The sequence below is a fragment of the Geobacillus sp. GHH01 genome (assembly GCF_000336445.1).
GTDB classification, from domain to species: Bacteria; Bacillota; Bacilli; order Bacillales; family Anoxybacillaceae; genus Geobacillus; species Geobacillus zalihae.
Genome location: NC_020210.1, coordinates 203,802 through 229,000, shown reverse-complemented (window position 1 = coordinate 229,000; position 25,199 = coordinate 203,802). Strand labels below are relative to the sequence as shown.

The following is a 25,199-nucleotide window of genomic DNA, read 5'->3' as shown; positions in this document are numbered from 1 at the left end:
TTTATATGTACGATGCAGGTTGTTTCGCCACCCCCCATAAGCGATAAGGAACAAAAAAGTGAGGGTGTCTAAAAAAGTGGTTCTTCTTTCAGCAAAGCACAACATATCGTTTTCCAGCATTTGTTTTACACGTATATACAGGAATAAGAAAAGGTGCCCCGACCGTTTTGGGACACCTTCTGTCGCTACGGATGCAACGCGCGCCAAGCCATGCGTTGCGGCATGGCCGCTACCACTTCGGCGAGCGCTTCTTGCCCCGTTTTTTCCACGCCAGCAAAATAATCGGACACACGGCGGAAAAACCGGTTTTTCTCCACATCATCCATCAACAAGCGAAGCATGTGCTGCTCGCCGCTTTCTGGCCCGACCAAATGATAAATGAGACCATTTTGCTGTAAATATTGCAAATTGATGCGCTCCTGGCCAGGCAAGCAATCAATCGTAAAAATCGGAATGCGCTTATGAAGCAACTCGCTGACCGTCACCCCGCCTGGTTTCGTAATGACGGCATCCGCCTCTTCATACAGCCGATTCATCTCTTCCGGGTCAGCGATGTATGGAAGCGGCCGGATATGAGGCAGCTGCCAGCTGGCGATTTCCTCGTACAGCTGGCGATTGGCGCCGCACAGCACCGAATAGCGGAACAACGTTGACGTGCGGGCCGCCCGCAAAAACGCCAGCATATTGCCAAGCCCTTGGTTTCCACCGGCGACAAGCACATGAGCGAGGTCCCGCTTGCGTCTCGCTTCCGACCGATTCATAAACACATCGTGCACTGGGATGCCAGTGACGATGATGCGTCCTTTGTCAACCCCGTACTTCGTGATCAGCTCCCATTTCGCCTCTTGATGGGGAACAAAATGATAGTCAATAAACCGTTTCCCCCAGATGCTGTTCATAAAAAAGTCGGTGTAGACATTGACAACTGGAACCGTCAGCACCCGTTTTCGCTTCAGCCGCTGCAAAATGCGTGACGGAAACGAATGGGTGCAGACGATTAAATCCGGCCGTTCTTCTTCCACCATCTTTTTCATTTTGCTTTCAAAATAAGGCAGCCATGGCTCAAACGAAATGAACTCAAACCGGGGCGGCTCTTGGTACATCAGCGTTTTGTACACACGGTGGTACGAAGCAGGATGCGAGCGAATCCAGCGCAAGTAGGCCTCTGACACGATTTTTTCCATCAGTTCATTGCAATAGCTCAAAAAATCGATCTTTTTGCTTTCGACCGCCGGAAACTGGCGGCGCAAAAAATCCATCAACGTATCGGCTACTTTATGGTGTCCCGTATTCATTTGAAACAGCGGCAAAAACAATACTTTCATCATCGATCGCACCCTTTAGCTTTCGAAAGATTTTTTGCGCCTCCGCTGCCCAACCCATGCCGCAAGCAAAAAAAGCAAAAACAACGCCAAACCGGCAAGCGGAAAAGAAATCAGGGGGATATGGATGCGCTGGCCGAGCCAAAGCCCCGCCGCGGTCAACGGAACGGCCCAACCTGCCGTTCCAAGCGCCGACAGCAACAAAAACGGCCCGAACGGAAACCGGCTCACTCCCGCCATATACGGGCAAATTTGCCGCACCCCGGGAGCATAGCAGCCGAACAAAATCCCCCATTTGCCATAGCGGCCAAACCATCGGCGAGCCCGCTCCCAACGTTCAGCCGTAATTCCGACGCACTTGCCGTACTTTTGCACAAACGGCGCCCCCCACCACCGGCCGGCGCCGTATGCCGTCACCATGCCGGCCATCGCCCCGCCCCAGCATGAAGCGAGCGACGGTCCAAGCAGCAACTGCTCCTTGGCCACCATCACGCCGACCAAAAAGAGCAAGCTTTCCTCCGGCGCCGGAATGCCGACAATGCCGCAAAACAAAAAGAAAAACAGCATCACATATCCATATGACTGGACATACGGCAACCATACGCTTGTATCCATAGCTCCCCCGCTACATCGCCGAGATTTGTGTATTAGTTTGCACATTTCGCAGTTCCGTAATCGTCACCCAACGCATCTTTTTCGCTGCTTCATCCTTAAACAGCAGCTCGAGCGCTGACAACATTTGCTCTGGCGCGCGTTTGTCAGCACCCAGCGCATCCCCATTGTCATGAAGCACAATCACCGCCCCGCCGCGGATGGACGAACGCAAGCGGCGGAACAATTCCATTGTACCAATTTTTTCGTTCCAATCGCCAAGAATATGCGACCATAGCACCGTTGTATACCGCTTTTGCACGATCGGCGTCCAAGCGTTAAAATGCCCCCACGGCGGGCGGTAATACACCGGGCGTTGGCCCGTCGCCCGCTCAATCGCCTTAGCGGCGCGGCGCACCCCCCAATCCAACCAAAGCGGCGGCAACAGCCAATTGCTGATGTGGCGGTAATTATGAATCCCAATTTCATGGCCTTCTTCGGCCATCCGCCGCACAATATCCGGATAGCGCTCGACTTTGCGGCCGACAACGAAAAACGTCGCCTTCACGCCATATTTCTTTAATAAATCAAGCAACTTTGGCGTATAATACGGGTCGGGGCCATCATCAAACGTCAGCGCCAGACAATCGGATGCCGTTCCCTCCCGAAACAAACGCACCCGCTTTTTGCGAATGATGATCGTCGGTACAATCCCATAAATGGCAATTCCCACAATGAAACAAACGAACAACCAAGCCCACATGGCATTCACCTCTTGATTGTACTTTACCAATATTTCTTCTCTCTGAAAATAGAAAAATGAATTTTCTATATAAGTTGAAACTTTGTTTTACATCCAGTAGAGCGCCCGCTGCATTCTATCAAAATGACTTGTTATGAAGGAAAACAGAATCGAACAATCGGAAAATCTTTATTGCAACTTATATATATTCGAGATCATCACGATGTAGGTGTTTTATCATATAACAAACAAATGAGAAATCGAAAAGAAAATCATGAAAATTTCATGCAGACCGTCCAGTCTTCTTATTTCCTATACGAAAACCGCCATCGCTTGGTTTCCTCCCGAAGCTCGGTGGAATTTGCTATAATACATAACGATACACGAGCGATTAAAAAAAGACAGGTGATCCGCATTGCGAAAAAAAATCATTTTAACCGGCGGCGGCACAGCCGGCCACGTGATGGTCAACGTCGCCCTCATCCCGAAATTGAAAGAGCTTGGATGGGATATCGTTTACATCGGATCTCATCAAGGGATTGAACGGGAGATTATCGGCCGCATCGACGGCGTCCCGTACTATTCGGTTTCGACTGGAAAACTGCGCCGCTATTTTGACTGGAAAAACTTTAAAGATCCATTCAACGTGCTGAAAGGCGTTTGGCAGGCGTACCGCCTGATCCAAAAAGAAAAACCGGACGTCGTCTTCTCAAAAGGCGGATTCGTCTCCGTTCCCGTCATTCTCGGCGCTTGGCTGAACGGCGTGCCGTCGGTGATCCATGAATCTGACTTAACCCCGGGGCTTGCGAATAAAATTGCCATGCCGTTTGCGACAAAAATCTGCCTCACCTTCCCGGAAACGAAGCAATATGTCAATGCCGATAAAGCTGTCTACGTGGGCGCCGTCGTCCGCGAAGAGTTGAAGGATGGCAGAGCCGAACAAGGGAGGAAGATGTGCCAGTTCGACGGAAAAAAACCGGTCTTGCTGGCGATGGGGGGCAGCTTAGGCTCGAAAAAAATTAACGACGCCTTGCGCGCCAACCTATCGACGCTTCTTGCCGAATTTGACATCATCCACATTTGCGGCAAAGGGAACATCGACCGAAGCCTCGCAGGCCAAAACGGATACAAACAGTTCGAATACGTCAACGAAGAGCTGCCCCACTTACTCGCCTTAGCCGACATCGTCGTCTCCCGCGCCGGGGCGAACGCCATTTTCGAACTGCTCTCCTTGCGCAAGCCGATGCTGCTCATCCCGCTCTCGAAAGCGGCAAGCCGCGGCGACCAAATCCTTAACGCCCGTTCGTTTGAAAAAGCCGGCTATGCGGAAGTGCTGATGGAAGAGGACTTGACGAACGAATCGCTGCAAGCCGCCATTCACCGCCTATACGAAAACAAAGACCGCTACCGAAAAAACATGGAGAAAGCCGGCGCAAGCGATCCGCTGCAAACGTTGCTTGCAATCATTCAAGACACCGCCCGCCGGTAAAAACAGGCGATGCCCGATGCGGCCAACCACGGCCGTTTTTCGGCATCGCCTCGTTTTGTTTTCATCACCACACAACGAGCCTTCTCTCCTTTACACCGGCTCAAGCCGATAACGGTTGATACGGAACACATGGTCGCACAAGAGATCGATATCTTCTTGATGTTGTACTGGAATTGTGATGCTGGCTCAGTCTTAGCACTCAGCTAGCACTACGGGTTATTTTTATTCAAATTTTTTCGTTTGCCATTTCCTTCCCCCAACCAGAAAACCGCCCGGCGGAACAACCCCGCCAGGCGGCACGACTAGAAGTATAAGAAATAAATGACAATGGCCAGCACGATCCGATACACGGCAAACGGCACGAGGCGGATGCGGTTGATGAGCTCAAGGAAAAAGCGAATCGCGAGCAAGGCGAAGACAAAGGCGCTCAAAAAGCCGGCGATGAAAAACGGAATATCGGCGGTGGTGACGTATTGCCAGTTTTTCAACAGCGACAGCCCGCTCGCCCCAGCCATGATCGGAACAGCCATAATGAACGTGAAATCGGCGGCGGCGCGATGGCTCATGCCGACAAGCACCCCGCCAGAAATCGTCGAGCCGGAGCGGGAAAAGCCGGGCCACAAGGATAAACATTGCATCAAACCAACAAAAAACGCCTGCTTGTACGTAATTTGGTCGACCGTCTGCGTCCGCGCGGCTTTTTTGGCGAATTGGTCGGCGGCAATCATAAGCAACGCGCCGAGCACAAGGCCGATCAGCACCGTTTTGGTCGAAAACAAATGTTCATCGATGTAATCTTCAAACAAGACGCCGAGCACCCCAGCCGGCAGCAGACCAATGATGACGTGAATGAGGTTAAGGCGCGGATGTCCGCCCGGATGACGGCCGCGAACGCCAAGCAAGTCGAGAAATCGGTCTTTAAACACGACCACAGCGGCTAGAATCGAGCCGAGCTGGATGACGACTTTAAACGTATTCGCCGCGTACTTGCCTAAAAACTCTGTGGATTTCAGCCAAAGATCGTCGACCATAATCATATGGCCGGTCGAGGAAACCGGGGCAAACTCGGTCAGCCCTTCGACCATTCCTAAAATGATCGCCTTCCATAATTCCATCCAGTGCATGTCCTTCCATCCTTTCTGCGCGGGGTCGTCCTTTCTATACATATGGGCCAAGCGGGTGGAATAACACTCCGCTTTTGGCCGCGCCTGCTCTATTGTACTACAAATCTTTGTCTTGTACTACCCGCGCTTTTTCTAGTCAGCGACCTTGTTTTCAAGACAGAACAGTCGACTTCCTGTTGCTGCCTAATGGGACGGGCCGGACGCTTCCCCTAATTCCCCGCGCCGCTCTAAGTAATGATACAAAGCGCCGAGCAAGTTCGCATCGTTTTTGAATTGGCACGTCTCCACCACTGGCTGGACTTTGGCAATGGGAACGAGCGACAATAACACCGAAAGCCGCTTGTTGATTTCGTCGACGAAATCGGGGCGGCTGCTAATGGCCCCGCCCAAAATGATTTTTTCCGGGTCATATGCGTACTGCAAGTTAAAAATCCCTTGGGCCAATGAAAAATAAAACCGGTCAATGGCCTTTTGCGCGGCTTCATCGCCGCTCTCGGCCAGCGCAAATACTTTTTCTCCGTCCAACTCCCTCTCCGGCATCCCCTTTTCCTCAGCCGCCATCCGGATCAACGCGCTTGTCGCCGCCAGTTCGCTCCATGTTTTGCATTCGATCCTTCCGTTCTCATAGCGGACATCCATCAACATATAGCCAAATTCCCCGCCGTGCAAATGCGCCCCTTTATGGATGCGTCCGTCTTTCACGATCGCCCCGCCAATGCCGGTGCCGACAATGACAAAGGCGATGTCGCGGCAGCCCCGGCCCGCCCCCTTCCATAACTCGCCAAGCGCCGCGCAATTCGCGTCATTTTCCATCTCTACCGGCAGGCCCGTTGCCCCGCCGAATACGTCTTTAAAGTTGGGACCGTGAATACAAGGCAAGGCGCTGCTTCCGCCGATGACGCCGATGTCGCTATCCACGCTTCCTGCGGAACTGATCGCAATGCCGGAAAGTGGATAGTTGGCCTGCGCCTGGCGGACGACGTTAAGCAAGTCATCGCGAAATTGATGAAAGTCATGCCGCTCCGAACGGTAACGCCCCTTTTCGAAAAAGTCGCCATGCTCGTTCATGACGGCATGTTTGACATATGTGCCGCCAATATCAAAAACGATATAGTAACGCACCGATGACGCCTCCTTCGTTTTTTATCTTTCCTCTCTTCTAGCTCCATTCGGCTTAGCTGTTTCTCCGCTTTTATGTATTCGCCGTCGGTCCATCCGCTCCTCCCCGCTGCAAGGAAAGAGGCCGCCCCGTTAGGCGGGGGCGGCTCGCCATCATCATCGTTCATATCCCATTGACAACGCCTTTTGCGCATTGCGAACATCGTTGTGAAGGAGCTGGACGAGATCGTACGCTGGATAATCACTTCGTTCATACATATAGTTGAACGCTTTTTCGTGCGTGTCAATGGCTTTAAGCAGATGTTTGACAAACGTTTTGCGCAGCACCGGCGTCGCCGCCTCGGTAATGGCAGCAGCATAATTACGCACTGCCGTTTTTGAAAAGCCAAGCAAGTCGCCAGCGTGCAAGGCGCGGTCGCCATCATCATGGTCGCGGCTTTCTTCCATCATCGGTGCCGCCGGAATGAAGGCAAGCAGCTCGCGCAAATTCGTTTCCAGCCCTTGAATCGTCTCAAGGTACAATCCTTTTAATTCAGGACAGTCGATTTTGCCGACCGCCTTTTTCATTTTTATGAGCCCATTTGCTTGAAAAGCGATCAGTTCATGCAGCTCCAACGTTTCATGCCAAGCCAAATGGCGATGGCCGTGCATCTGTCCATGCATATGGATCACGTTCTCCCCTTGTTTTTCATTGGTTGATTTCCATTTACTGTATATGCCTGCCAAAAGGAAATGGTCACTATTGTCCAAGCTTCCCGCACCAGCAAAAAAAGGCGTCCCGCGAAAAGCGAAACGCCTTCCTCAGTCACTGTCACAACAGATCCCCGCCGTCAAATCCATCGCCGCCATCAAACCAATCATCCACGTCCAACCCGTCAGCGACATCATCGATCACATCGTCAAGCAACTCTTCCGCCACCATTCCCGCCAACATCCCGGCCGCAAATCCTCCAATGGCGCCAGCCCACCCATGTCCGCCATGATGCGAATGATGGACGGGTGGATAATGGCCTACTGGATGGCTATAGATTGGCGAATGCGGCGTTGCCAATGGATGCCCGCTCAGCTGGCCGAACGCCCCGGCCGCCCGCACCGCCTCTTCAATGGCTTCTCGAAGCAGACGGGCTGCCGTCGCCGAATCGCGAAGCTGTTCATGAGTGATCAACAGCTCCCGTTTCATTTCGCGTTCCCCGCCAAAGCCGTGGCGGACGTCGATCTCCAGATACAAACGCACCCCTTCTCCCTCGACGAGGGCAAAAAACTCGACTTCTTGGACGATCCCTTGAAATTCGCTCGTCGGGAAGAACGCAAATTCCTGGCCATGCGGCGTAATGCTTCCGGATGTCGCTTTCTCCCGGAATCCCAGGGCGGCCAAAGCGGAAAACACTTGCTCCAAGGCCGTCGGCGGCAAAATGTGAATGGCGTCTTGGTCATATGCATCCGCCCCATCGGCAATATCGAGCCGGGTGACGAACGTATAACGGACCGTTGGGCGGCTGATCGGCAAATGGAGCGGCAGTGCGTACGAAAACGGGAGCACTTTCCGCTCACCGGGCTGAATCGTAAACGAAGAAGCGACCGGGATCACCGCTGCGGTTCGGCGATATGCCTTTCCTTCCGCGTGCACCTCCAATTGCAATACGACATCTAGGTTCCGAATGTGTTGGGCGACCGAACCACCTTCCAGCAAAAATTCCCCTTCCAACGTTTCACCAAGGCGCACATGAGGGCGATGCAGCACGAGATCCACTTTGGCAGCGCCAATGCCGAATTTCGATAAAAACTTTTTCCACATCGGACCTCTCTCCTTTTTCATCAACCTATTTTCACATTTGAATTACGAACGAGCCGCCAAAATGGTGTCACCGAAATAATTTGATCAACCCTAGGACAATCAACACAACCCCAGGCAGCATTGTCGCCTTTTTCATGATTCCCGTTTTCGACACCATGTACCCCAACGATAAGCCGACTCGGATGAACATGAGAGTAAATACGCCAACCAACAGGGAAAACGAAAGCGGCGGGAAATGCAAAAGCGACGAACTGATCCCGGCGCCAAACGCATCCATCGACAGGGCAAGCCCGATCAACACCGCTTCTTTTTGGCTGATCGTGCCTGAACGATCAAGATCGCCAAGTTCGGGGCGTTTCAATACTTGAACAGCGCCGCTGAATCGGTTAGCCTCCCCTGCTCCATCAGATTCCATAGATGAATCGCTTCCATCTCCCTTTGGCTTATAGACGTTATAAATCGCCCAACCGCCAAGCGCCATGAGAATGACTGAAGCAAGCCCTCGCTCGACTTGCAACGGCAAAAAAAGCGCCAACAGACGGCCGATGTTCATGGACACAAACACCATCATTCCAGACATGCATGCAATAAGCGCCAACGAAAAGCAGGAAAAACGGACACCACCCATTCCATACGTAATGCCTACGCTCAAGCTGTCCATGCTCACGCTGAAAGCGAGCAAAATCATGGACACCCATAACCACATATGAATCCCCCCTGCCGTACGATATGCAATTCCGTACGGAGAGGGGACTTTCTTGCCATTCGACACGCATCGATTTCCGGGGAAATGTTTCCCCTTTTCTCGACATTATTCCCGCAAATGATACGGCAGCGTCGCAATGACAACATCTTTTTTCATGATCAAGAAAAAGCGCAAGATGATGGCTGTTTGGTTATGCAAAAATGTATGCCACCATTTTTTCACGATAAATTGCGGCAAGAGCACCGTCACCGGCGCGCGGTCTGCTTCTTTTTCCGCTTTCGTGATGTATTCTAACAATGGCGACAAAATGGTTCGGTACGGTGAATAGATGACTTTCAACGGAATGTCCGGATAAAACTTCTCCCACTTTTGCCGCAGCTTTTGTTCGTCTTTTTCGTCGAAAGTAATCGACAGTGCCGTAATGTCGTCGGAAATGCTGCGAGCGTACTGAACGGATTGGGCGACCACTTTGCTGACGCCGGAAATGGGAATAATGACTTTTGGTTTCAACAGTTTCTCGCGCTGTTGCCACTCCCGTTCGTCAAGCCGCAATTGCTCGCCAAGTTTTTTGTAATGCTCGTGAATTCGGATGAACATCCAGACGAACAGCGGAATCGCCACGATAACGATCCACGCTCCTTGCGTAAATTTAGCGACCATCGTGACGAGCGTGACCATCCCGGTGACCACCGCTCCCGTTCCGACGGTGAGCAGCACGCCGATCTTCCGTCCTTCTTCCCGTTTCCATAATTTTTTAATCAACCCACCCTGGCCGATGGTGAAGGAAAGAAAGACGCCAACCGCATAAAGCGGGATGAGCGAATGAGTCTCCGCATGAAAAACAATGATCAACAAGATCGCCAACACGCTCAATAAAATGATGCCATTGGAAAACACGAGGCGATCGCCCCGGGCCGCCAAGCTTCTCGGCAAAAAACCGTCCTTCGCCATAATCGACGTCAGCTGCGGAAATCCGGCAAAACTCGTATTCGCCGCGAGCACTAAAATGACCATCGTCGCCAGCTGAAACAAATAAAACACAAGACCATTCCCAAATACATGACGCCCGATTTGCGAAATGACCGTTTGATGCTCGGTCGGAGTAACGCCGAATCCCGCCGCCAACACGGTGATGCCTAAAAACATCACGCCAAGCAATGCGGACATCCATCCCATCGTAATGGCAGCGTTTTTTGAACTGTCCGGCCGGAACGCCGGCACGCCGTTGCTGATGGCTTCGACCCCGGTCATCGCCGAACATCCCGACGAAAAGGCGCGCAGCAAAATAAACAAACTGTAACCGGACGCAAACATGTGAGCTGAGGAAGCATGCTCATGCATCGTAAACCCATGCCATCCTTCATGCCACAACTGCCACCCGCCGACAGCGATCATCACGAGAACGAAGCCAATGAACACATACGTCGGGTAGGCGAAAACTGTTGCGGATTCGGTAATGCCACGCAAATTGAGCACCATCAAAAACAAGACAAGGGCGACAGCGAGCTCCACTTTCCACGGCAGCAACCCCGGAAACGCCGATGTCAGCGCGGCGACGCCGGAACTGATGCTGACAGCGACCGTCAAAATATAATCGATCATGAGCGCCGCCCCGGCCACTAAACTAATTTTCGTCCCCAAGTGGTCGCGGGCAACGACATACGCTCCGCCGCCAGATGGAAACGCATAAATGATTTGCCGATACGACAACGTTACTAACAACAGCAGTACTAAAATCGCCACCGCGATCGGCAGCGAATAGAAAAAGACGCTTGTCCCTAATAAAGCAAGCACAAGCAGAATTTCTTCCGTCGCGTAAGCCACCGATGACAGGGCATCGGAAGAAAAAACGGCCAATGCCTTCCATTTGGGTAATTTTTCATGCTTCAACCGTTTCGTTTCCATCGGTTTCCCAATCAACAAACGTTTTAACGAAGCCATGCTTCCGTTCCTCCCAAAAGCATAAGAGTTGACTCATCGATTCAAAAGAAAAAACCGCTGAGGACGCACTCAACGGCTACAAATGTTCTAAAGCCATACTCGTCCCTCCCCAAAGCGCTTGCGAGGTTAGCTGTCGGGTTCGGGCTTGGAGAGATGCCCGTCCTTTCGGATTCACCCCTAGCAACGAGCGTTGCAACGATTGGGTCCCCCGCTCCATGCCGGATTCAGCGCATCGAATCAAGTGATTGTTGCTTCCATATGTTACCCCTTTTCTTGTCCCTCCGCCAACCTTGAAAAAGGAGGAAAACAGCGAGTTTTTAGGCTTTTGGGCTTATTTTTTCTTTATTATTTCCCCTTCGCTCACGCTCCCGACATTTTTCTGTTTTTCACTCATCCAATCATCATTTTCCCTTTCGGATAGCGGAACGGATCGGGCTGACGGCGCAGCGTGACCGCGTACGCGATCGTCAACGGGCCGACGCGGCCGGCAAACATCGTCAAGGCAATGATCACCTTTCCGAGCGGAGACAACTCCGGAGTCAGTCCCATCGACAGCCCGACGGTTCCAAACGCCGACGTCGCTTCGAATAAAATCATGAGAAAGTCTTTTCCGCGCTCGGTGATCGTCAGCACCATCGTCACAAACATGACGATAAACAGCCCGCTCATTGTCACGGTCAGCGACTTGTACACCGTATCGTACACGATCCGTTTCCGAAATAAAATGACATCCTCTTTCCCGCGGATTTGCGACCAAACCGCGCCGAGCAACGTCGTAAAGGTCGTTGTTTTGATTCCTCCGCCCGTCGAACCCGGGGAAGCGCCGACAAACATGAGAAACACGATCAAAAACAGCGTCGGCTGCGTCAAATCCGGGATGTTAAGCGTATTCGAGCCCGCCGTTCTCGGAGTGACCGCCTGGTAAAACGCGGACAGAAACTTGCCTGAGAGCGACAGCGGCCCCATCGTCTTCGGATTGTTCCACTCCAGCAGCAATATCAGCGCCATGCTGACTACTAGCAGCCATGCCGTCGTAATGGCGACGACCTTCGTATGAAGGGAAAGGCGGCGCGTCTGCCTATACTCGTACACTTCATTCATGACAATAAAGCCGATTCCGCCTAAAATAATCAAAATCGGCACAACAAGGCTCACGACCGGATCGTCCACATAGCCGGTCAAACTGCGAAACTCGCCCATCAAGTCAAAGCCGGCGTTGTTAAAGTTGGAAATCGCATGAAAGAACCCAAAGTACACGGCTTTCCAAAACGGCATATCGAACGAGAAACGAATCGCCAACAGCAATCCGCCGATGCCCTCAATGACGACGGTAAAAACGAGAATGCGTTTCACGAGCCGAACAATCCCTTCGATGCTCAGCTGATTGAGCGCCTCTTGCAGCAACAACCGCTCTTTCAAGGAAATCCGCTTGCCGAGCAAAAAGGCAAACAACGTAGCAAATGTCATAAATCCAAGCCCGCCCACTTGGATCAGCGCTAAAATGACCAGCTGGCCGAACAACGTGAACGTCGTCCCGGTGTCGACGACGACAAGTCCGGTTACGCACGTCGCGGAAGTCGCTGTAAACAAGGCGTCTAAAAACGGAAGTCCTTTTCCGTCAACGGTCGCCGTCGGCAGCATCAACAAGAAAGCTCCAACCAAAATAATCAAGGCAAAGCCGGACACTAATACTTTCGGCGGATCGAAAAATTTACGGTTCGCATTCAAAGCCCCATCCCTTCCCCCTCGCTCACATAATCGCCTCTTTATAGTTGTGGATGATGCATAGAAAAAATATACCAAAAACAAGCCGATTCCGGTACAGCCAACAATTTTTATCATAACGACTTATTTGTGTAATAAAATGGGTAAAGGGCATGGCCACGTGCATCGGGATGTTTTCAAAAGAGCGGTTGAAACCTTTTCGATTTCCATTCGTCTATATGAGTGGCAGTCCATCGCCATACAGGGAAACGGGGCAGCAAGGAAGGGGGCATCCGTCAATCCTTAAAAAACATTCCATTGACTTTTGGCAGCAGACGTATTATGCTACTTGACATGGAGACGTTCCGATGTAAAATCATGTAAGAATAAAACGTTTGTTGCTGTGGGCAACGGTTGTTGATATAAACATAGAAACATCGTTAAGAATACGAGGCAAAGGAGGAGAAGAGGACGTGAAGGCAATTTGGGAAAAATGGTTGAAAAAATGTCGTTCTCTCCCTAACCAATACATCGGCTTTTTTATTTTTGCCGTGCTCTTATTTTGGTTGAAGACGTACGCCGCCTATTTAGCGGAATTTAACCTTGGCATCAGCAACTCCATGCAGGAGTTTTTATTGTTCATCAACCCGATCAGCTCGGCGGTATTCTTCCTTGGGTTGGCGCTGTTGGCCAAGGAAACGCGTGTGTACAAATGGCTCATTATTATTAATTTCATCTTATCGTTCATTCTATACGCCAATATCGTTTATTATCGTTTTTTCAGCGATTTTATTACATTCCCGACGTTGACGCAAACGAAAAACTTCGGCGATCTCGGCAGAAGCATTTGGGAGTTGCTCCGCTGGTATGACGTGTTCTATTTCTTGGATACGATCATTTTGGCGGTGATCGTTTTCTCGAAGCGATTCTCGCTCCCGGAAGTGCAGGCCGGCCGATTCAAAAAAGGCGCCATTTTCGCTTCGTCCATTCTTATGTTCAGCATCAACTTGGCGCTCGCTGAGACCGACCGCCCGCAGCTCTTGACAAGAACGTTTGACCGCAACTATATCGTCAAATATTTAGGCGTGTACAACTATTTGATTTACGATGCGTTCCAAAGCATGAAATCATCGACGCAGCGGGCGTTCGCAAACAAAAGCGACATCACGACTGTGCTGAACTATGTGCAGGCGACGTATGCCAAACCGAACCCGAAATATTTCGGCGTGGCGAAAGGGAAAAACGTCATTTACATTCATTTAGAGTCGCTGCAAAACTTTGTGATTAACTATAAGTTGAACGGTGAAGAAGTCACCCCGTTCTTAAACTCGCTCACCCGCGATCCGAACACGTTCTATTTCGATAACTTCTTCCATCAAACAGGACAAGGGAAAACGTCGGATGCGGAGTTTATGCTCGAAAACTCGCTGTTTGGCTTGCCGCAAGGCGCTGTCTTTACGACGAAAGGACAAAACACGTATCAGGCGGCTCCGGCCATTTTGCACCAATACGGCTATACAAGCGCCGTCTTCCACGGCAACTACAAAACGTTCTGGAACCGCGATGAAATTTACAAGTCGTTCGGCTTTGACCATTTCTTTGACGCCAGCTACTACGATATGAACGATGAGGACGTGTTGAACTACGGCCTGAAAGACAAACCGTTTTTCCGGGAGTCGATCCCGCTGTTAGAAACATTAAAAGAACCGTTCTATGTGAAATTTATTACGCTGTCGAACCACTTCCCGTACCCGATCAGCGAGGAAGATGCGACGATCCCGCCGGCGACGACAGGCGACGGCTCGGTCGACCAGTATTTCCAAACGGCACGCTATTTGGACGAAGCAGTGAAAGAGTTCTTTGACTACTTGAAAAAATCGGGTCTGTACGACCGCTCGGTCATCATTTTGTACGGCGACCATTACGGCATTTCGGAAAACCATAACAAAGCCATGGCGCAAATTTTAGGAAAAGAAATTACGCCGTATGAACATGCGCAATTGCAGCGGGTGCCGCTGTTCATCCACGTGCCGGGCATAAAAGGCGGCGTCATGCACGAGTTTGGCGGCCAAATCGATTTGTTGCCGACGGTCTTGCACCTGCTGGGCATTGATACAAAAAATTACGTCCATTTTGGAACGGATTTGCTGTCACCTGAACATCAAGAAATCGTTCCGTTCCGCAACGGCGACTTTGTCACGCCGAAGGTGACAGCGGTCAACGGCAAGTACTATGACACGAAAACAGGCGAACCTCTTGAAAGCACGCCGGAAATTCAGCGGCTCGAACAAATCGTCCGTACGAAGCTTGACCTATCGGATAAAGTCGTCTACGGCGATTTGCTCCGGTTCTATACACCGAAAGGCTTCAAGCCGGTCGATCCGTCAAAATATGATTACAATAACCGTGAAGAGGGAAGCGATCAATGATCGCCTCCCTCTTTTTTCTAGCGCTGCAGCAGTTGCTCAATGGCCCGCTTCGCATTCACGTAACCCGCCCCATATACGTTCGGGTCGCGCCCTTTCCACAAATCGGCGCCGTCTTTTAACGCCTGCTTGATTTCATCCGGCGTTGCATTTGGTTTGGCCTGAAGCATCAACGCGACAATGCCGGCGCAAATCGGCGTCGCCATCGATGTACCGGACATCGACATATAATGGTCACCGACCCGGCTTTGCTTATTCATCTTGTCAAGAAATGAACGCGGGGCGCGAAGCGATATAATGTTGACCCCGGGAACGACGAGATCCGGTTTTGTCACCCCATACTCGGTCGGCCCTCGGCTCGAAAACGACGCCACCTCATCGTCGGCGCGCGTTGCCGCCGTATCATGATCGTCAAGAGCACCGACGGTAATGATGCGGTCGCTAATGCCCGGGCTTGAAATCGTCCCATAATTCGGCCCTTCATTCCCTGCCGCCGCACAGACGACAATGCCCTGCTCCCACGCCCGCTCCGCGACTTGCACGAGCGGATCATCATTTTCTATCGGAAACGGCTGCGGCTCCCCTCCAAGCGATAAGGAAATAATATGGATTCGCTTGGCCGAGTTTTTCTTATTGTAATCAATGCACCACTCAATGCCGCGTATGATCGTCTCGAGCGTCCCGCTTCCCGAACGGTCGAGCACCTTGATACCAATGAGGCTTGCCTCATACGCCGGTCCGGCATACAGCCCGTCCGACATGCGCCCATTTCCCGCCGCATCGCCGGCGCAATGCGTACCGTGGCCGTTGTCATCATACGGGGTTGTGCGCCCATTGACAAAATCGACAAAGGCGGCAATCCTCCCCTCCAAGTCCGGGTGCGGGTAAATGCCTGTGTCGACAATGGCGATCGTCACTCCTTTTCCGCTTAACTCCGTTCCGTTGACAGCCACATGTTTAGCATTGGCCGATGGGACTGCATTGTTTAACAGCGCCTTGACCTGCCGATTGAGGTACACTTTTTTCACTTTCGGATGCTCGAGCAGCTGCTCAATCGCTGCCGGAGTCACCCGTGCGCTCCATAGCGGGACATGGCGGAAATGGTGATGCAGTTTCATGCGGAAATGATCCCGCTCCGCTTTGGCCAGCGCCTCAATGCCCTCTGTGCCTTCAACCTCGATCAAAACAGAAACGGTCCTCCATTTTCGCAACCACTGCTCCATCCAGCGGTGAAAAATGCACGGCATTCGTGTCATCGGCTTATACATATTCACAAGCGCATGACGAAGCGGACGGTCAAGCCGCGCTGCATGGCGGCGAGCGAGCTGCACGATCGAATAGGTGAACACATTCTTCCCCTCCTTGCGTGTTTCGCTATACTCATATGAGGGAAAGATCGCGAAAGAAGCGGCGAGCTCACCAAGACAAACAAACAAAAAGCTCGCCCAGCGAAAACTAGGCAAGCCTTTCTTATTTACATTCCAATCCGCTCCAACACAATGTATTTTGCTTTTCCTAAATAACGCTCCACTTGGCGCAACACATTTTCCTTCTCCGCAAATGCCCCGACTTGCGTTCCATCCACCGTCACACGAGTTAAAGAGAGGTTTGATTTTTTTGTCAGATCCAATGCCCGTGCAATTCCGTTTACGTGCCCACGGGCGACTGTTCGCAAAAACTGGGTGTCATTCAATTTTTCTGCATCCTCTTTTCGATCAATAAATCCGTTCTCCGTGAGCACCGCCGGCATCGCTGTTTCGCGCAGCACATGGAAGTTTGCTTTCTTTTTCCCGCGGTCGCGAAATCCTGTAGCTTTGACGACTTCTTCGTGAATGGCATCACGGATGCGGGCTGTTGCCGAATCGTCATCGAGCCGATCATAAATATAATCTTCATACCCCGTGCCGCCACCGGCATTCACGTGAATCGCCACGTATAAATCCGCCCCCCATTGATTGGCCCGATCCGTCCGCTCCTCAAGCGGCACCGTTTCATCTTTTGTCCGACTCAGCTGCACCAACACTCCTTCATACTCATTTTGCAGCAGACGGTTGATTTCAAGAGCGATAAACAACGTAATGTCTTTCTCCAACAACCCGTTGCCGATCGCGCCGGTATCTCTTCCACCATGACCGGGGTCAATAAAAATTTTCGGCATCGTCGTTTTCTCCCCTTCCTTACATGTCCGGCGTTTTTCACGAAGACAATATAGGGACATCCACTCCACATTTTTTCTTATTTTATTAATAGAATAAGCATTTGAAAGGAAAAGGTGACAGGCAAAGGACCAAAACAAGGAGAAACACTAGCCGCCAACATTTCCTCTATTTGTGGTATAATAGGACGAGGAAATGAATTCCAAAGGAGGAATACGCATGTCCCGCGCACAACAATGGGTGCAATATTTCCTTTCCCACCGCCATGTCACGATGGAATTGATCCACAAAATCGACGAGGCGCATTATGATTACAAACCGACGCCGACCTCGATGACAGCAAAGCAGCTGGCGACACATATGCTGTTCAGCTTCTACAATTTCGCCAACACGGCGAAACACGGCGATCCATCGCTGTTCCGGCAAAAAATCGAGGAATCGGAGACGAATTTGGCCAAGCTGGCGGAGTCGTATACGGAAAAAACGAAGCAGCTCATCGAATCGATGCGCGATGACGACTTCGACCGAACGCTCGATTTAACATCGATTTTCGGCATTCAAATTCCAACCAAACAGTTGTTGCAAATGGCAATGGATCACGAAATTCATCATAAAGGCCAGCTGTTCGTCTACGTCCGCGGCATGGGGCATACGGACTTGCCGCTGTTTGTGAAACGCGGTTAATCTTCTCTCCCATTGTTTCATTATGGGGCTTCGCAAAAAAGCCGGCTAGGCATCCCTAACCGGCTTTTCCTTTTGATTTATTTTCTTAAATAGAGCACCCTTCGTCGGTGCACGTCCCGCCTTGATCAGTCGACAGCGGCTGCAGCGGCCGCGATTGTTCTTCCTCCCATACCTTCTCCAGCGCCCGCCGGAACACCTCAACCGGCTGGGCGCCGGAAATCGCATACTTCCGGTTCAGAACGAAAAACGGCACGCCGCGGACGCCCAACGCCGCCGCTTCTTCCTCATCGCGGCGCACCTCTTGTGTGTAGCGGCCGCTGGCCAACACTTCTTCCGCTTCCGTCCGGTCAAGCCCGGCTGCTTCGGCGATCGCAAGCAGCACATTGCGGTCGCTGATTCGCTTCGACTCCGTAAAATAGGCGTAAAACAACCGCTCGACGACATCTTGAAGCTTTCCTTTTTCATTCGCATATTGAGCCAACCGGTGGGCGTCAAACGTATTCGTCGGCTTCATCGTGTCAAAGCGGAACGTCAAACCGACCGCCTCCGCCTGCCGGCCGATATCGGCGTTCGCCCGCTTCGCTTCTTCAAGCGAAATGCCGTATTTGTTGGCGATGATTTCATGAATCGTCAACGGGGTCTCGTTTGGTGCGTTTGGATCGAGTTCAAAGCTGCGGAATACGATTTCAACGTCTTCCCGGTGCGGAAATGGCTCAAGCGCCTGTTCCAATCGGCGTTTGCCGATATAGCAAAACGGGCAGACAAAATCGGACCATACTTCAATTTTCATGGCCATCCTCCTCTACTTTTGACGCGCTTCCCCTCCATTGTAGCCCATCGCTAGTCAAATGGCGAACGAAAGGCATGGGGGCGGATCCACCCGCATACATTGTACTACCATGCTGTTGGGACAAGGAGGACAAAAACCGATGCATTCTCACGAACTAGGCGCCTTTCTGTTGCGGATTGTCACCGGGTTCATCTTTTTCGCCCATGGCTGGGTGAAATGGCAGCGGGGGCTTGAGGCGGCGGCCGATTCGTTTGCGGCGATGGGGCTTCCCGGCTGGCTCGCCTACATCGTGACGATGGTGGAGCTTGCCGGCGGCTGGGCGATGATGCTTGGCCTTGGCACACGGCCGATTGCGGCGGCGTTTGCCATCATCATGGCTGGAGCTATCGCCACGGCGAAAGCCGACGCCGGTTTGCTTGGCAACGGCCGGGAAACGGGCTATGAATTCAACCTCGCCTTGCTTGCGATGTCCGTATATTTGTGGCTGAACGGCAGCCGGCTTTGGTCGTTAGATGCGGTCATCGGACGGCCGCGCGGCTGAACAGCCGGCACGAAAACAGGTGTCCCGCATACCGAACGGGACACCTGTTTCTACTTGCCTTATCCTTTTTCCACTGTCAGCTTGACAACGCGCTCGCCGATCGCCCGAATCCATTCAGGCGGCATCGGGAAGCTGACTGCAGCCGGATCGGAGGCAACCGCCGGGATGGTGGCGGCAAATTGCTCCGCCGTGATCGGGTAGTCAGCAAAATCCCTTGGCAAGCCAATGTCGTCGCGCAGCTGGCGGATTCGTTCAATGGACTTTAATGTCGCGCAACCCTTTGAAAAGGGCGTATTTCACCCCTTTCGCCGTATCGAGCACGCTGCCGCCGCCGACCGCCAACAAGGCGTCCGCTCCCATCTCACGCGCATAGCGCACCGCTTCATTGACGCATTCACTTTCCGCATCTTGGCGAACATCCAAAAAGATGCCTGCAAGCTCTGGTCCCACTCCATGTGTCGTCAAGTCAAAGAGGCTCGCTACTTTTTCGACAACCCCAGCTTGCTCAAGCCCACGGTCAGAAAGCAACAGCACCCGTTTCGCCCCTAGCCCGCGGAACAAATCCGGCACGAGCGCGCGGGCGCCCGATCCGGTGTAAATGGCGGTGCGCAGCCAAAAGTTCGCTAACGTCGTCCGTATTCTCTCCGCAATTCGCTCGCGATGATGTTGCGCTGGATTTCCGAGGTGCCTTCGTAAATTTTCGTGATGCGGGCATCACGAAAGTAGCGTTCGATCGGGTAGTCTTTCATGTAGCCGAGGCCGCCGTGGATTTGCACGGCGAGATCGGCGATTTTGTTGTACACTTCCGAGCCGAACAGTTTGGCAATGGCCGCTTCTTTGACGACTCGCATCTTTTGGTCGACCATCCAGGCGACGCGGTAAACGGTCGAGCGCAGCACTTCGATCAACATGCTCATTTCCGCCAACATATGCTGGATCGCTTGCTGCTCGATGATCGGCTTGCCGAACTGCTCACGCTGTTCGGCGTATTCCATGCAGTATTCCAAGAGGCGGATGCACGAACCGAGGTTGCGGGCGGCGAGACCCGCGCGGCCGTTGGCGAGGATTTTGAGAGCGTTGACATATCCCTCGCCTTCTTTTCCGAGCACGTTTTCGACCGGCACTTCCAAGTTGTCAAAAAACAGCTCGGCTGAATGCGATCCGCGCAGTCCCATTTTCCGCTCGACATTACCGACGATAAAGCCGGGGAAATCTTTTTCCACAATAAACGAGGTAATGCCTTTCGGGCCTTTTGACGGATCGGTGACCGCCATCACCGTAAACACGTGGGCGTCGACAGCATTCGTAATGTAATGCTTCGAGCCGTTAATGATGTAGCGGTCGCCTTTGCGGACGGCGGTCGTTTTAATCGCGGCGGCGTTCGAGCCGGCGCTCGGCTCGGTTAAGGCAAAGGCGCCGATCCATTCGCCTGTCGCCATTTTTGGCAAGTAGCGCCGCTTTTGTTCCTCGGTGCCGAGCTCGACGATGCCGACCGTACCGATGCCGGTATGGGCGCCGATTAATGTCGTATAGCCGTTATGCGTTTTCCCGAGTTCTTCATAAATGGCGCATTTGCCGACCATCGACAAGCCAAGGCCGCCGTATTCTTCCGGGATGCTTAAGCCGAACAGCCCCATGGCTTTCGATTTTTCAATAATATCTTCTGGAATGTGGTCGTTTTCTTCAATGTCCATGGCCACCGGTTCCACGACTTCTTTCACAAATTTACGGACGTTTTCTTTTAAAAATTCAATCTCGGCTGGCAACGTAAAATCCATCTTCTTCCCCTCCCCGTGATTCGATTCCATATTTTTGCGCCTTGCGCACAAGGGTCGACGCATCGACACCCAACAACTTCGCCGCCCGCCGATACGTGCGCGCATGATGAAGCGCTTTGATGATGAGCTGGCGCTCGACGTCCGCCACCGCTTGTTTGAGCGGAACGACCTCGCTGACTGACACCGGATCGGCAGCCGTCGGCGGCTCAAGATGAAGCCATTTGGCCACGTGATCTTCGTCGACGACGGGCGCGGCAGACGTTACAAACATGCGCTCAATGGCGTTGACGAGCTCGCGGACGTTGCCAGGCCAATGGTAGTCCATCATCATCGCAAGCGCCCTGTCGGTGAACACGAGCTGTTTTTGATACTTTTTAGCAAACCGCTTTCGATAATGGTCGACCAACAGCGGGATGTCTTCCTTCCGGTCGCGCAGCGGCGGAATGGCGATCGGCATGACGTTCAGCCGGTAAAACAAATCAGCTCTGAACCGCCCGGCGGCGACCAGCTCTTCAAGCGGTTTGTTCGTTGCGGCGATGATGCGGACATCGATCCGTTTGGGCGCCTCAGCCCCCAAGCGCATAATTTCCATCGACTGAAGCACACGAAGGAGTTTTACTTGCAGGTGGAGCGGGATTTCGCTAATTTCATCGAGAAAAATCGTCCCGCCATCCGCCTGTTCAAAGTAACCCTTTTTTCCTTTTTTCGCCGCACCGGTGAACGCCCCGGGCTCATAGCCGAACAGCTCGGACTCCATCAGCGTCTCCGGAATCGCCCCGCAGTTTACCTTCACAAACGGACGGCCGCTGCGCGCGCTCTGCTTCCAGATGAAGTTCGCTAACTCTTCCTTTCCGACGCCCGACTCTCCGGTTAAAAGCACGGTGACATCCACGGCCGCCGCCTGGCGGGCAATGGCGATCACATGCGCCATCGCCGGCGCCCGGTAAATAAGGTCAGCGCCTTCCTGCCGGCTTAACGTATGAAGGAGCCGTTTTGTCTCCTCAAGTTCGGCGCGAAGCTGCTCCATCTCGGTCATGTCTTTGACGTACACGACAACCCGCTCGCCCCGGCCGCCTTCCTCGATGATCGGCACGGCGGAGACGATCAACGTATTGCCGGTTTCCGCGCCTTGATGAAGCATGGAGCACGGCTGGCAGCGGTCAAGCGCCTGGCGCACAACTTGGTCGAGCGGAGCGGGGATGCGCCCTTGTCCCGCATCCGGGAACAGCGCGGCCCATTTTTGATTTTGCCGGGTGATCGCCCCATTGCGATCCGCGATGGCGATGCCGTCGGTTGCTGCATCCATCACCGTCTGCAGCTCATTGGCAATGCGCTTCACCGTCTCAAGCTCGCTCGAGATGAATTCAATCTCGGAAATGTCTTGAAATACTCCGACCGCCCCCACAACTTTTCCATCGTCGACGATCGGCGACCGGTTCGTAATATAGACGCGCTTGCCGACGCGGTACTTTTCCGTACACCCTTGGCCGGTGCGCACGACATCGAGCAGGCCGGACGGCACGACGACATCGGTCAACAACCGCCCGAGCGCTTCTTCCTTCGTCGTCCGCGCCATCCGTTCCGCGGCCGGATTGATCGAGGTAATGCGCCCTTTTGCATCGATCGACAAAATGCCGTTATGGGCGGCGTTGAACATAGCCTCCAGCTGTTTTAAGCGAAGACGGGACGCCTTTGCCTGCGCCGCCAAATACTGCTCTTTTGTCAATAGACCGGCCAGGCGGCCGCTCTCATCAACAACGGCGCGGAGCAGACTGCCGCCAAACGCGACCTCCTCAAGGCGCGCATGGACCGGAAGTGGCTGCGGCGGCCGCATCACCTCACGAACCGTTTTGCGCCCCTGCACGAGGCCAAACAGCACGTCCTCGGCCGCCACCACCCCGACCATTTCTCCTTCACTGTCGCATGCGATGGCCCCGGCCAGCCCTTGCTTGGCCAACGTGCGGGCCGCCTGCTCAAGGGAATCGCTTTCCCAAACAGCAGCGGTTGTTTTCCACATGATGTCTTCTATCGTCATCCCCCATCCCCCTGTCTCGCCTTCACTTTGTTTGGAAAAGCAAACTGCGTGCCAACAAATCAAGCGTCTAATTATTCAGAAAAATGAATCTCCATTCTCCATCGTATCAAACCTTCCGTTGCAAAACAACAACGACTTGTTGCAAAAACGCAACAAACCTGCAGAATGTGTTGTGTTTTTGCCATTCAGACAGCCGGGATCGTTGCGTTTTCGCAACAGCATGGCGCTAGACAACTGCGAGGCAAAGGGCCGGGCTTTCTGAGGCCGCACCGGCCGTATGTCGGTCAGGTTGCAGCGTGGAATGCAGCGATAGGCCTGCGAAATATAGTCCGGGGTTCTCTTAACAGCGGGGCTGTGGCGGCCGCATACCTTGTCCATCCTGTTCTCCTTCTTTTTTCCATCATAAAACTTGTTTTTTCGATGAGAAAATTCATTGTCTTTTTTAAGAATTTCGTTATAATAAAGATTGTTAATGATAGTGATTTTCATTTTCTTAGTCCAAAAGGAGGTGGCCGCATGGTTCGCTTGTATGCCGAGGAGCTCACCGTCCGCTATGACGACCGGACGATTTTTGAACGATTGTCCGTCCGCATTCCCGATCGGCAAATCACCGCCATTATCGGGCCGAACGGGTGCGGCAAGTCGACGCTGCTCAAGACGTTGACGCGCATCATTTCCCCACAATCGGGCGCGGTCATTTTAGACGGCCAAGCCATTTCCCAGCAACCGACGAAAGAGCTGGCGAAAAAAATGGCCATTTTGCCGCAGACGCCGGAAGCGACAAGCGGATTAACGGTCGCTGAGCTCGTCTCGTACGGCCGCTTTCCGTATCAAAAAGGATTCGGACGGCTGACAAAGCGGGATTATGAAGCGATTGACTGGGCGCTTGACGTCACCAAAACGGCCGACTTAAAGCACCGGCCGGTCGATGCGCTCTCGGGCGGGCAGCGGCAGCGCGTCTGGATCGCCATGGCGCTCGCCCAAGAGACCGACATCATCTTTTTGGATGAACCGACGACGTATTTGGACATCGCCCATCAGCTTGAGGTGCTCGAGCTGCTTGAGCGGCTGAACCAAGAAGAAGGGCGGACGATCGTCATGGTGCTTCATGACATCAACCAGGCGGCCCGCTTTGCCGACTATATCATCGCTATGAAAGCAGGAGCCATCATCAAGTCCGGGCGGAGCGAAGACGTTATCTGCCGCGAAGTGCTCCGCGACGTGTTCGGCATCGACGCCGACATCGGCCGCGACCCGCGGACGAACAAACCAATTTGCTTCACTTATCAATTGCTCAGGGAGGCTTAATTCATCATGAGGAAAACATGGCTTGCATTGTTGCTGATGTTCGCGCTTGTGCTAAGCGCATGCGGCAACGCGGCGGACGATCAAAAGAACAACAGCGCTTCACCAAAAGAAAAAAAGACGGAAACGATTACATACCAATCGGAAAACGGACCGGTAGAAGTGCCGGCTAATCCGAAGCGCGTCGTCGTCTTATCGACGTTTGCCGGACATGTGCTGGCCTTGGACGTCCCCGTTGTTGGCGTGGATTCGTGGTCGAAAATGAGCCCGCTTTTTCAAGAAAAACTGAAAGATGCCGAAGTCGTGACCGATGAAGACATTGAAAAAATTATGGCGTTAAAACCGGACTTAATCATCGGATTATCCAATACGAAAAACGTCCACAAATTAAGCAAAATCGCGCCGACCGTCACCTTTACATACGGCAAAGTCGATTATTTGACACAGTTTTTGGAAATCGGGAAACTGTTGAATAAAGAAAAAGAAGCGAAAGCGTGGATCGACGATTTCAAACAACGGGCGCAACAAGCCGGGGAAGAAATCCGGGCCAAAATTGGCGAAAACGCGACCGTCACTGTAGCCGAAAACTTTGATAAGCAGCTGTATGTGTTCGGCAACAACTGGGCGCGCGGCACTGAGATTTTGTATCAAGAAATGAAGCTGAAAATGCCAAAAGCTGTAGAAGAACAGGCGCTCAAACCGGGCTACTATGCCGTTTCCCTTGAGGCGCTCCCGCAGTTTGTCGGCGATTATCTCATCTTAAGCAAAAACGGCGACGGCGACACATCGTTTATGGAAACGAACACGTTCAAAAACATCCCTGCTGTCAAAAACGGCCATATGTTTGTCGCCGATGCGAAGGCATTTTATTTCAACGACCCGATTACGTTAGACTACCAGCTCGATTTCTTTAAAAAGCATTTTTTAGGCCAATAACGACGAGACGGGGCG

At 52.5% G+C, this 25,199-nt stretch carries 24 protein-coding genes and 1 riboswitch; of the genes, 6 read left to right on the top strand and 18 right to left on the bottom strand.

Going from position 1 to position 25,199, the window contains the following annotated elements:
* Positions 1-185: 185 nt before the first annotated feature.
* The 3 genes from GHH_RS01220 to GHH_RS01210 are packed head-to-tail and all read right to left on the bottom strand — an operon-like array spanning position 186 to position 2,676.
* Complete coding sequence (locus tag GHH_RS01220; protein ID WP_015373787.1) at positions 186-1,328, bottom strand: diacylglycerol glucosyltransferase; 1,143 nt, start codon at positions 1,326-1,328, stop codon at positions 186-188.
* A 12-nt stretch (positions 1,329-1,340) separates the two neighbouring features.
* A complete protein-coding gene (locus GHH_RS01215; RefSeq protein ID WP_011229731.1) occupies positions 1,341-1,937 on the bottom strand; it encodes a DedA family protein in 597 nt (198 codons plus the stop codon).
* 10 nt (positions 1,938-1,947) lie between these two features.
* Positions 1,948-2,676, bottom strand: a complete 729-nt coding sequence (locus GHH_RS01210) for a polysaccharide deacetylase family protein (protein ID WP_015373786.1) — start codon at positions 2,674-2,676, stop codon at positions 1,948-1,950.
* 394 nt (positions 2,677-3,070) lie between these two features.
* Here GHH_RS01210 and GHH_RS01205 point away from each other — a divergent pair, with 394 nt between their 5' ends.
* Entirely contained in the window at positions 3,071-4,144 is a 1,074-nt protein-coding gene (locus tag GHH_RS01205; protein WP_015373785.1) for an undecaprenyldiphospho-muramoylpentapeptide beta-N-acetylglucosaminyltransferase, read from the top strand.
* 302 nt (positions 4,145-4,446) lie between these two features.
* Here GHH_RS01205 and GHH_RS01200 read toward each other — a convergent pair whose 3' ends face one another.
* From GHH_RS01200 to GHH_RS01170, 7 genes are all read right to left on the bottom strand, one after another.
* The gene (locus tag GHH_RS01200; protein WP_015373784.1) at positions 4,447-5,268 is read right to left on the bottom strand and encodes an undecaprenyl-diphosphate phosphatase; all 822 of its coding nucleotides are present in this window, start codon (positions 5,266-5,268) and stop codon (positions 4,447-4,449) included.
* Positions 5,269-5,451: 183 nt separating this feature from the next.
* Entirely contained in the window at positions 5,452-6,390 is a 939-nt protein-coding gene (locus GHH_RS01195; RefSeq protein ID WP_015373783.1) for an ROK family protein, read from the bottom strand.
* A gap of 153 nt (positions 6,391-6,543) precedes the next feature.
* Positions 6,544-7,050 (bottom strand): spore coat protein, encoded by a 507-nt coding sequence (locus tag GHH_RS01190; RefSeq protein WP_015373782.1) that lies wholly within the window; start codon positions 7,048-7,050, stop codon positions 6,544-6,546.
* A gap of 148 nt (positions 7,051-7,198) precedes the next feature.
* A complete protein-coding gene (locus tag GHH_RS01185; RefSeq protein WP_015373781.1) occupies positions 7,199-8,182 on the bottom strand; it encodes a sporulation protein in 984 nt (327 codons plus the stop codon).
* 67 nt (positions 8,183-8,249) lie between these two features.
* Positions 8,250-8,888, bottom strand: a complete 639-nt coding sequence (gene ytaF, locus GHH_RS01180) for a sporulation membrane protein YtaF (protein WP_015373780.1) — start codon at positions 8,886-8,888, stop codon at positions 8,250-8,252.
* 105 nt (positions 8,889-8,993) lie between these two features.
* Positions 8,994-10,829 (bottom strand): APC family permease, encoded by a 1,836-nt coding sequence (locus tag GHH_RS01175; RefSeq protein WP_015373779.1) that lies wholly within the window; start codon positions 10,827-10,829, stop codon positions 8,994-8,996.
* A 100-nt stretch (positions 10,830-10,929) separates the two neighbouring features.
* Positions 10,930-11,069, bottom strand: a riboswitch (cyclic di-AMP (ydaO/yuaA leader).
* A 150-nt stretch (positions 11,070-11,219) separates the two neighbouring features.
* Entirely contained in the window at positions 11,220-12,557 is a 1,338-nt protein-coding gene (locus tag GHH_RS01170) for a TrkH family potassium uptake protein (protein WP_015373778.1), read from the bottom strand.
* 449 nt (positions 12,558-13,006) lie between these two features.
* Between GHH_RS01170 and GHH_RS01165 the strand changes: the two genes are divergently transcribed.
* Positions 13,007-14,962, top strand: a complete 1,956-nt coding sequence (locus GHH_RS01165) for an LTA synthase family protein (RefSeq protein ID WP_015373777.1) — start codon at positions 13,007-13,009, stop codon at positions 14,960-14,962.
* Between the two features lie 17 nt (positions 14,963-14,979).
* Here the strand turns inward: GHH_RS01165 and GHH_RS01160 are convergent, their stop codons facing one another.
* Positions 14,980-16,308, bottom strand: a complete 1,329-nt coding sequence (locus GHH_RS01160) for a S8 family peptidase (RefSeq protein ID WP_015373776.1) — start codon at positions 16,306-16,308, stop codon at positions 14,980-14,982.
* A 125-nt stretch (positions 16,309-16,433) separates the two neighbouring features.
* On the bottom strand, positions 16,434-17,117 hold the full coding sequence (locus GHH_RS01155) for an N-acetylmuramoyl-L-alanine amidase (protein WP_015373775.1): 684 nt from the start codon (positions 17,115-17,117) through the stop codon (positions 16,434-16,436).
* A 217-nt stretch (positions 17,118-17,334) separates the two neighbouring features.
* On the opposite strand from GHH_RS01155, the gene GHH_RS01150 reads away from it, so the two are divergent.
* On the top strand, positions 17,335-17,799 hold the full coding sequence (locus GHH_RS01150) for a DinB family protein (protein ID WP_015373774.1): 465 nt from the start codon (positions 17,335-17,337) through the stop codon (positions 17,797-17,799).
* Between the two features lie 85 nt (positions 17,800-17,884).
* Here GHH_RS01150 and GHH_RS01145 read toward each other — a convergent pair whose 3' ends face one another.
* A complete protein-coding gene (locus GHH_RS01145; RefSeq protein WP_015373773.1) occupies positions 17,885-18,589 on the bottom strand; it encodes a DsbA family oxidoreductase in 705 nt (234 codons plus the stop codon).
* Between the two features lie 139 nt (positions 18,590-18,728).
* Here GHH_RS01145 and GHH_RS01140 point away from each other — a divergent pair, with 139 nt between their 5' ends.
* Complete coding sequence (locus GHH_RS01140; protein ID WP_015373772.1) at positions 18,729-19,130, top strand: DoxX family protein; 402 nt, start codon at positions 18,729-18,731, stop codon at positions 19,128-19,130.
* 59 nt (positions 19,131-19,189) lie between these two features.
* Here GHH_RS01140 and GHH_RS19350 read toward each other — a convergent pair whose 3' ends face one another.
* The 5 genes from GHH_RS19350 to GHH_RS17790 form a co-directional block, all read right to left on the bottom strand.
* On the bottom strand, positions 19,190-19,351 hold the full coding sequence (locus GHH_RS19350) for a hypothetical protein (RefSeq protein WP_227412650.1): 162 nt from the start codon (positions 19,349-19,351) through the stop codon (positions 19,190-19,192).
* A 31-nt stretch (positions 19,352-19,382) separates the two neighbouring features.
* A complete protein-coding gene (locus tag GHH_RS19345) occupies positions 19,383-19,700 on the bottom strand; it encodes an iron-containing alcohol dehydrogenase (protein WP_015373771.1) in 318 nt (105 codons plus the stop codon).
* A 53-nt stretch (positions 19,701-19,753) separates the two neighbouring features.
* Positions 19,754-20,908: an acyl-CoA dehydrogenase family protein gene (locus GHH_RS01130; RefSeq protein ID WP_015373770.1), complete on the bottom strand. Its 1,155-nt coding sequence runs from the start codon at positions 20,906-20,908 to the stop codon at positions 19,754-19,756.
* Positions 20,880-22,943, bottom strand: a complete 2,064-nt coding sequence (locus GHH_RS01125; protein WP_015373769.1) for a sigma-54-dependent Fis family transcriptional regulator — start codon at positions 22,941-22,943, stop codon at positions 20,880-20,882. The genes GHH_RS01130 and GHH_RS01125 overlap by 29 nt, the downstream gene beginning before the upstream one ends.
* A gap of 75 nt (positions 22,944-23,018) precedes the next feature.
* Complete coding sequence (locus tag GHH_RS17790; RefSeq protein ID WP_015373768.1) at positions 23,019-23,321, bottom strand: hypothetical protein; 303 nt, start codon at positions 23,319-23,321, stop codon at positions 23,019-23,021.
* A 138-nt stretch (positions 23,322-23,459) separates the two neighbouring features.
* On the opposite strand from GHH_RS17790, the gene GHH_RS01120 reads away from it, so the two are divergent.
* Both GHH_RS01120 and GHH_RS01115 read left to right on the top strand, forming a co-directional pair.
* The gene (locus tag GHH_RS01120) at positions 23,460-24,251 is read left to right on the top strand and encodes an ABC transporter ATP-binding protein (RefSeq protein WP_015373767.1); all 792 of its coding nucleotides are present in this window, start codon (positions 23,460-23,462) and stop codon (positions 24,249-24,251) included.
* Positions 24,252-24,257: 6 nt separating this feature from the next.
* Positions 24,258-25,184 (top strand): iron-hydroxamate ABC transporter substrate-binding protein, encoded by a 927-nt coding sequence (locus GHH_RS01115; RefSeq protein WP_015373766.1) that lies wholly within the window; start codon positions 24,258-24,260, stop codon positions 25,182-25,184.
* The last annotated feature ends 15 nt before the right edge of the window (positions 25,185-25,199 follow it).

What these genes read in the sequence shown, in the direction of transcription:
- GHH_RS01220 (WP_015373787.1), bottom strand. Translation starts at nt 1,328, where the DNA reads ATGATGAAAGTATTGTTTTTGCCGCTGTTTCAAATGAATACGGGACAC.
- GHH_RS01215 (WP_011229731.1), bottom strand. Translation starts at nt 1,937, where the DNA reads ATGGATACAAGCGTATGGTTGCCGTATGTCCAGTCATATGGATATGTG.
- GHH_RS01210 (WP_015373786.1), bottom strand. Translation starts at nt 2,676, where the DNA reads ATGTGGGCTTGGTTGTTCGTTTGTTTCATTGTGGGAATTGCCATTTAT.
- GHH_RS01200 (WP_015373784.1), bottom strand. Translation starts at nt 5,268, where the DNA reads ATGCACTGGATGGAATTATGGAAGGCGATCATTTTAGGAATGGTCGAA.
- GHH_RS01190 (WP_015373782.1), bottom strand. Translation starts at nt 7,050, where the DNA reads ATGCATGGACAGATGCACGGCCATCGCCATTTGGCTTGGCATGAAACG.
- GHH_RS01185 (WP_015373781.1), bottom strand. Translation starts at nt 8,182, where the DNA reads ATGTGGAAAAAGTTTTTATCGAAATTCGGCATTGGCGCTGCCAAAGTG.
- ytaF (WP_015373780.1), bottom strand. Translation starts at nt 8,888, where the DNA reads ATGTGGTTATGGGTGTCCATGATTTTGCTCGCTTTCAGCGTGAGCATG.
- GHH_RS01175 (WP_015373779.1), bottom strand. Translation starts at nt 10,829, where the DNA reads ATGGCTTCGTTAAAACGTTTGTTGATTGGGAAACCGATGGAAACGAAA.
- GHH_RS01155 (WP_015373775.1), bottom strand. Translation starts at nt 17,117, where the DNA reads ATGCCGAAAATTTTTATTGACCCCGGTCATGGTGGAAGAGATACCGGC.
- GHH_RS01150 (WP_015373774.1), top strand. Translation starts at nt 17,335, where the DNA reads ATGTCCCGCGCACAACAATGGGTGCAATATTTCCTTTCCCACCGCCAT.
- GHH_RS01145 (WP_015373773.1), bottom strand. Translation starts at nt 18,589, where the DNA reads ATGAAAATTGAAGTATGGTCCGATTTTGTCTGCCCGTTTTGCTATATC.
- GHH_RS01140 (WP_015373772.1), top strand. Translation starts at nt 18,729, where the DNA reads ATGCATTCTCACGAACTAGGCGCCTTTCTGTTGCGGATTGTCACCGGG.
- GHH_RS01130 (WP_015373770.1), bottom strand. Translation starts at nt 20,908, where the DNA reads ATGGATTTTACGTTGCCAGCCGAGATTGAATTTTTAAAAGAAAACGTC.
- GHH_RS01125 (WP_015373769.1), bottom strand. Translation starts at nt 22,943, where the DNA reads ATGACGATAGAAGACATCATGTGGAAAACAACCGCTGCTGTTTGGGAA.
- GHH_RS17790 (WP_015373768.1), bottom strand. Translation starts at nt 23,321, where the DNA reads ATGGACAAGGTATGCGGCCGCCACAGCCCCGCTGTTAAGAGAACCCCG.
- GHH_RS01120 (WP_015373767.1), top strand. Translation starts at nt 23,460, where the DNA reads ATGGTTCGCTTGTATGCCGAGGAGCTCACCGTCCGCTATGACGACCGG.
- GHH_RS01115 (WP_015373766.1), top strand. Translation starts at nt 24,258, where the DNA reads ATGAGGAAAACATGGCTTGCATTGTTGCTGATGTTCGCGCTTGTGCTA.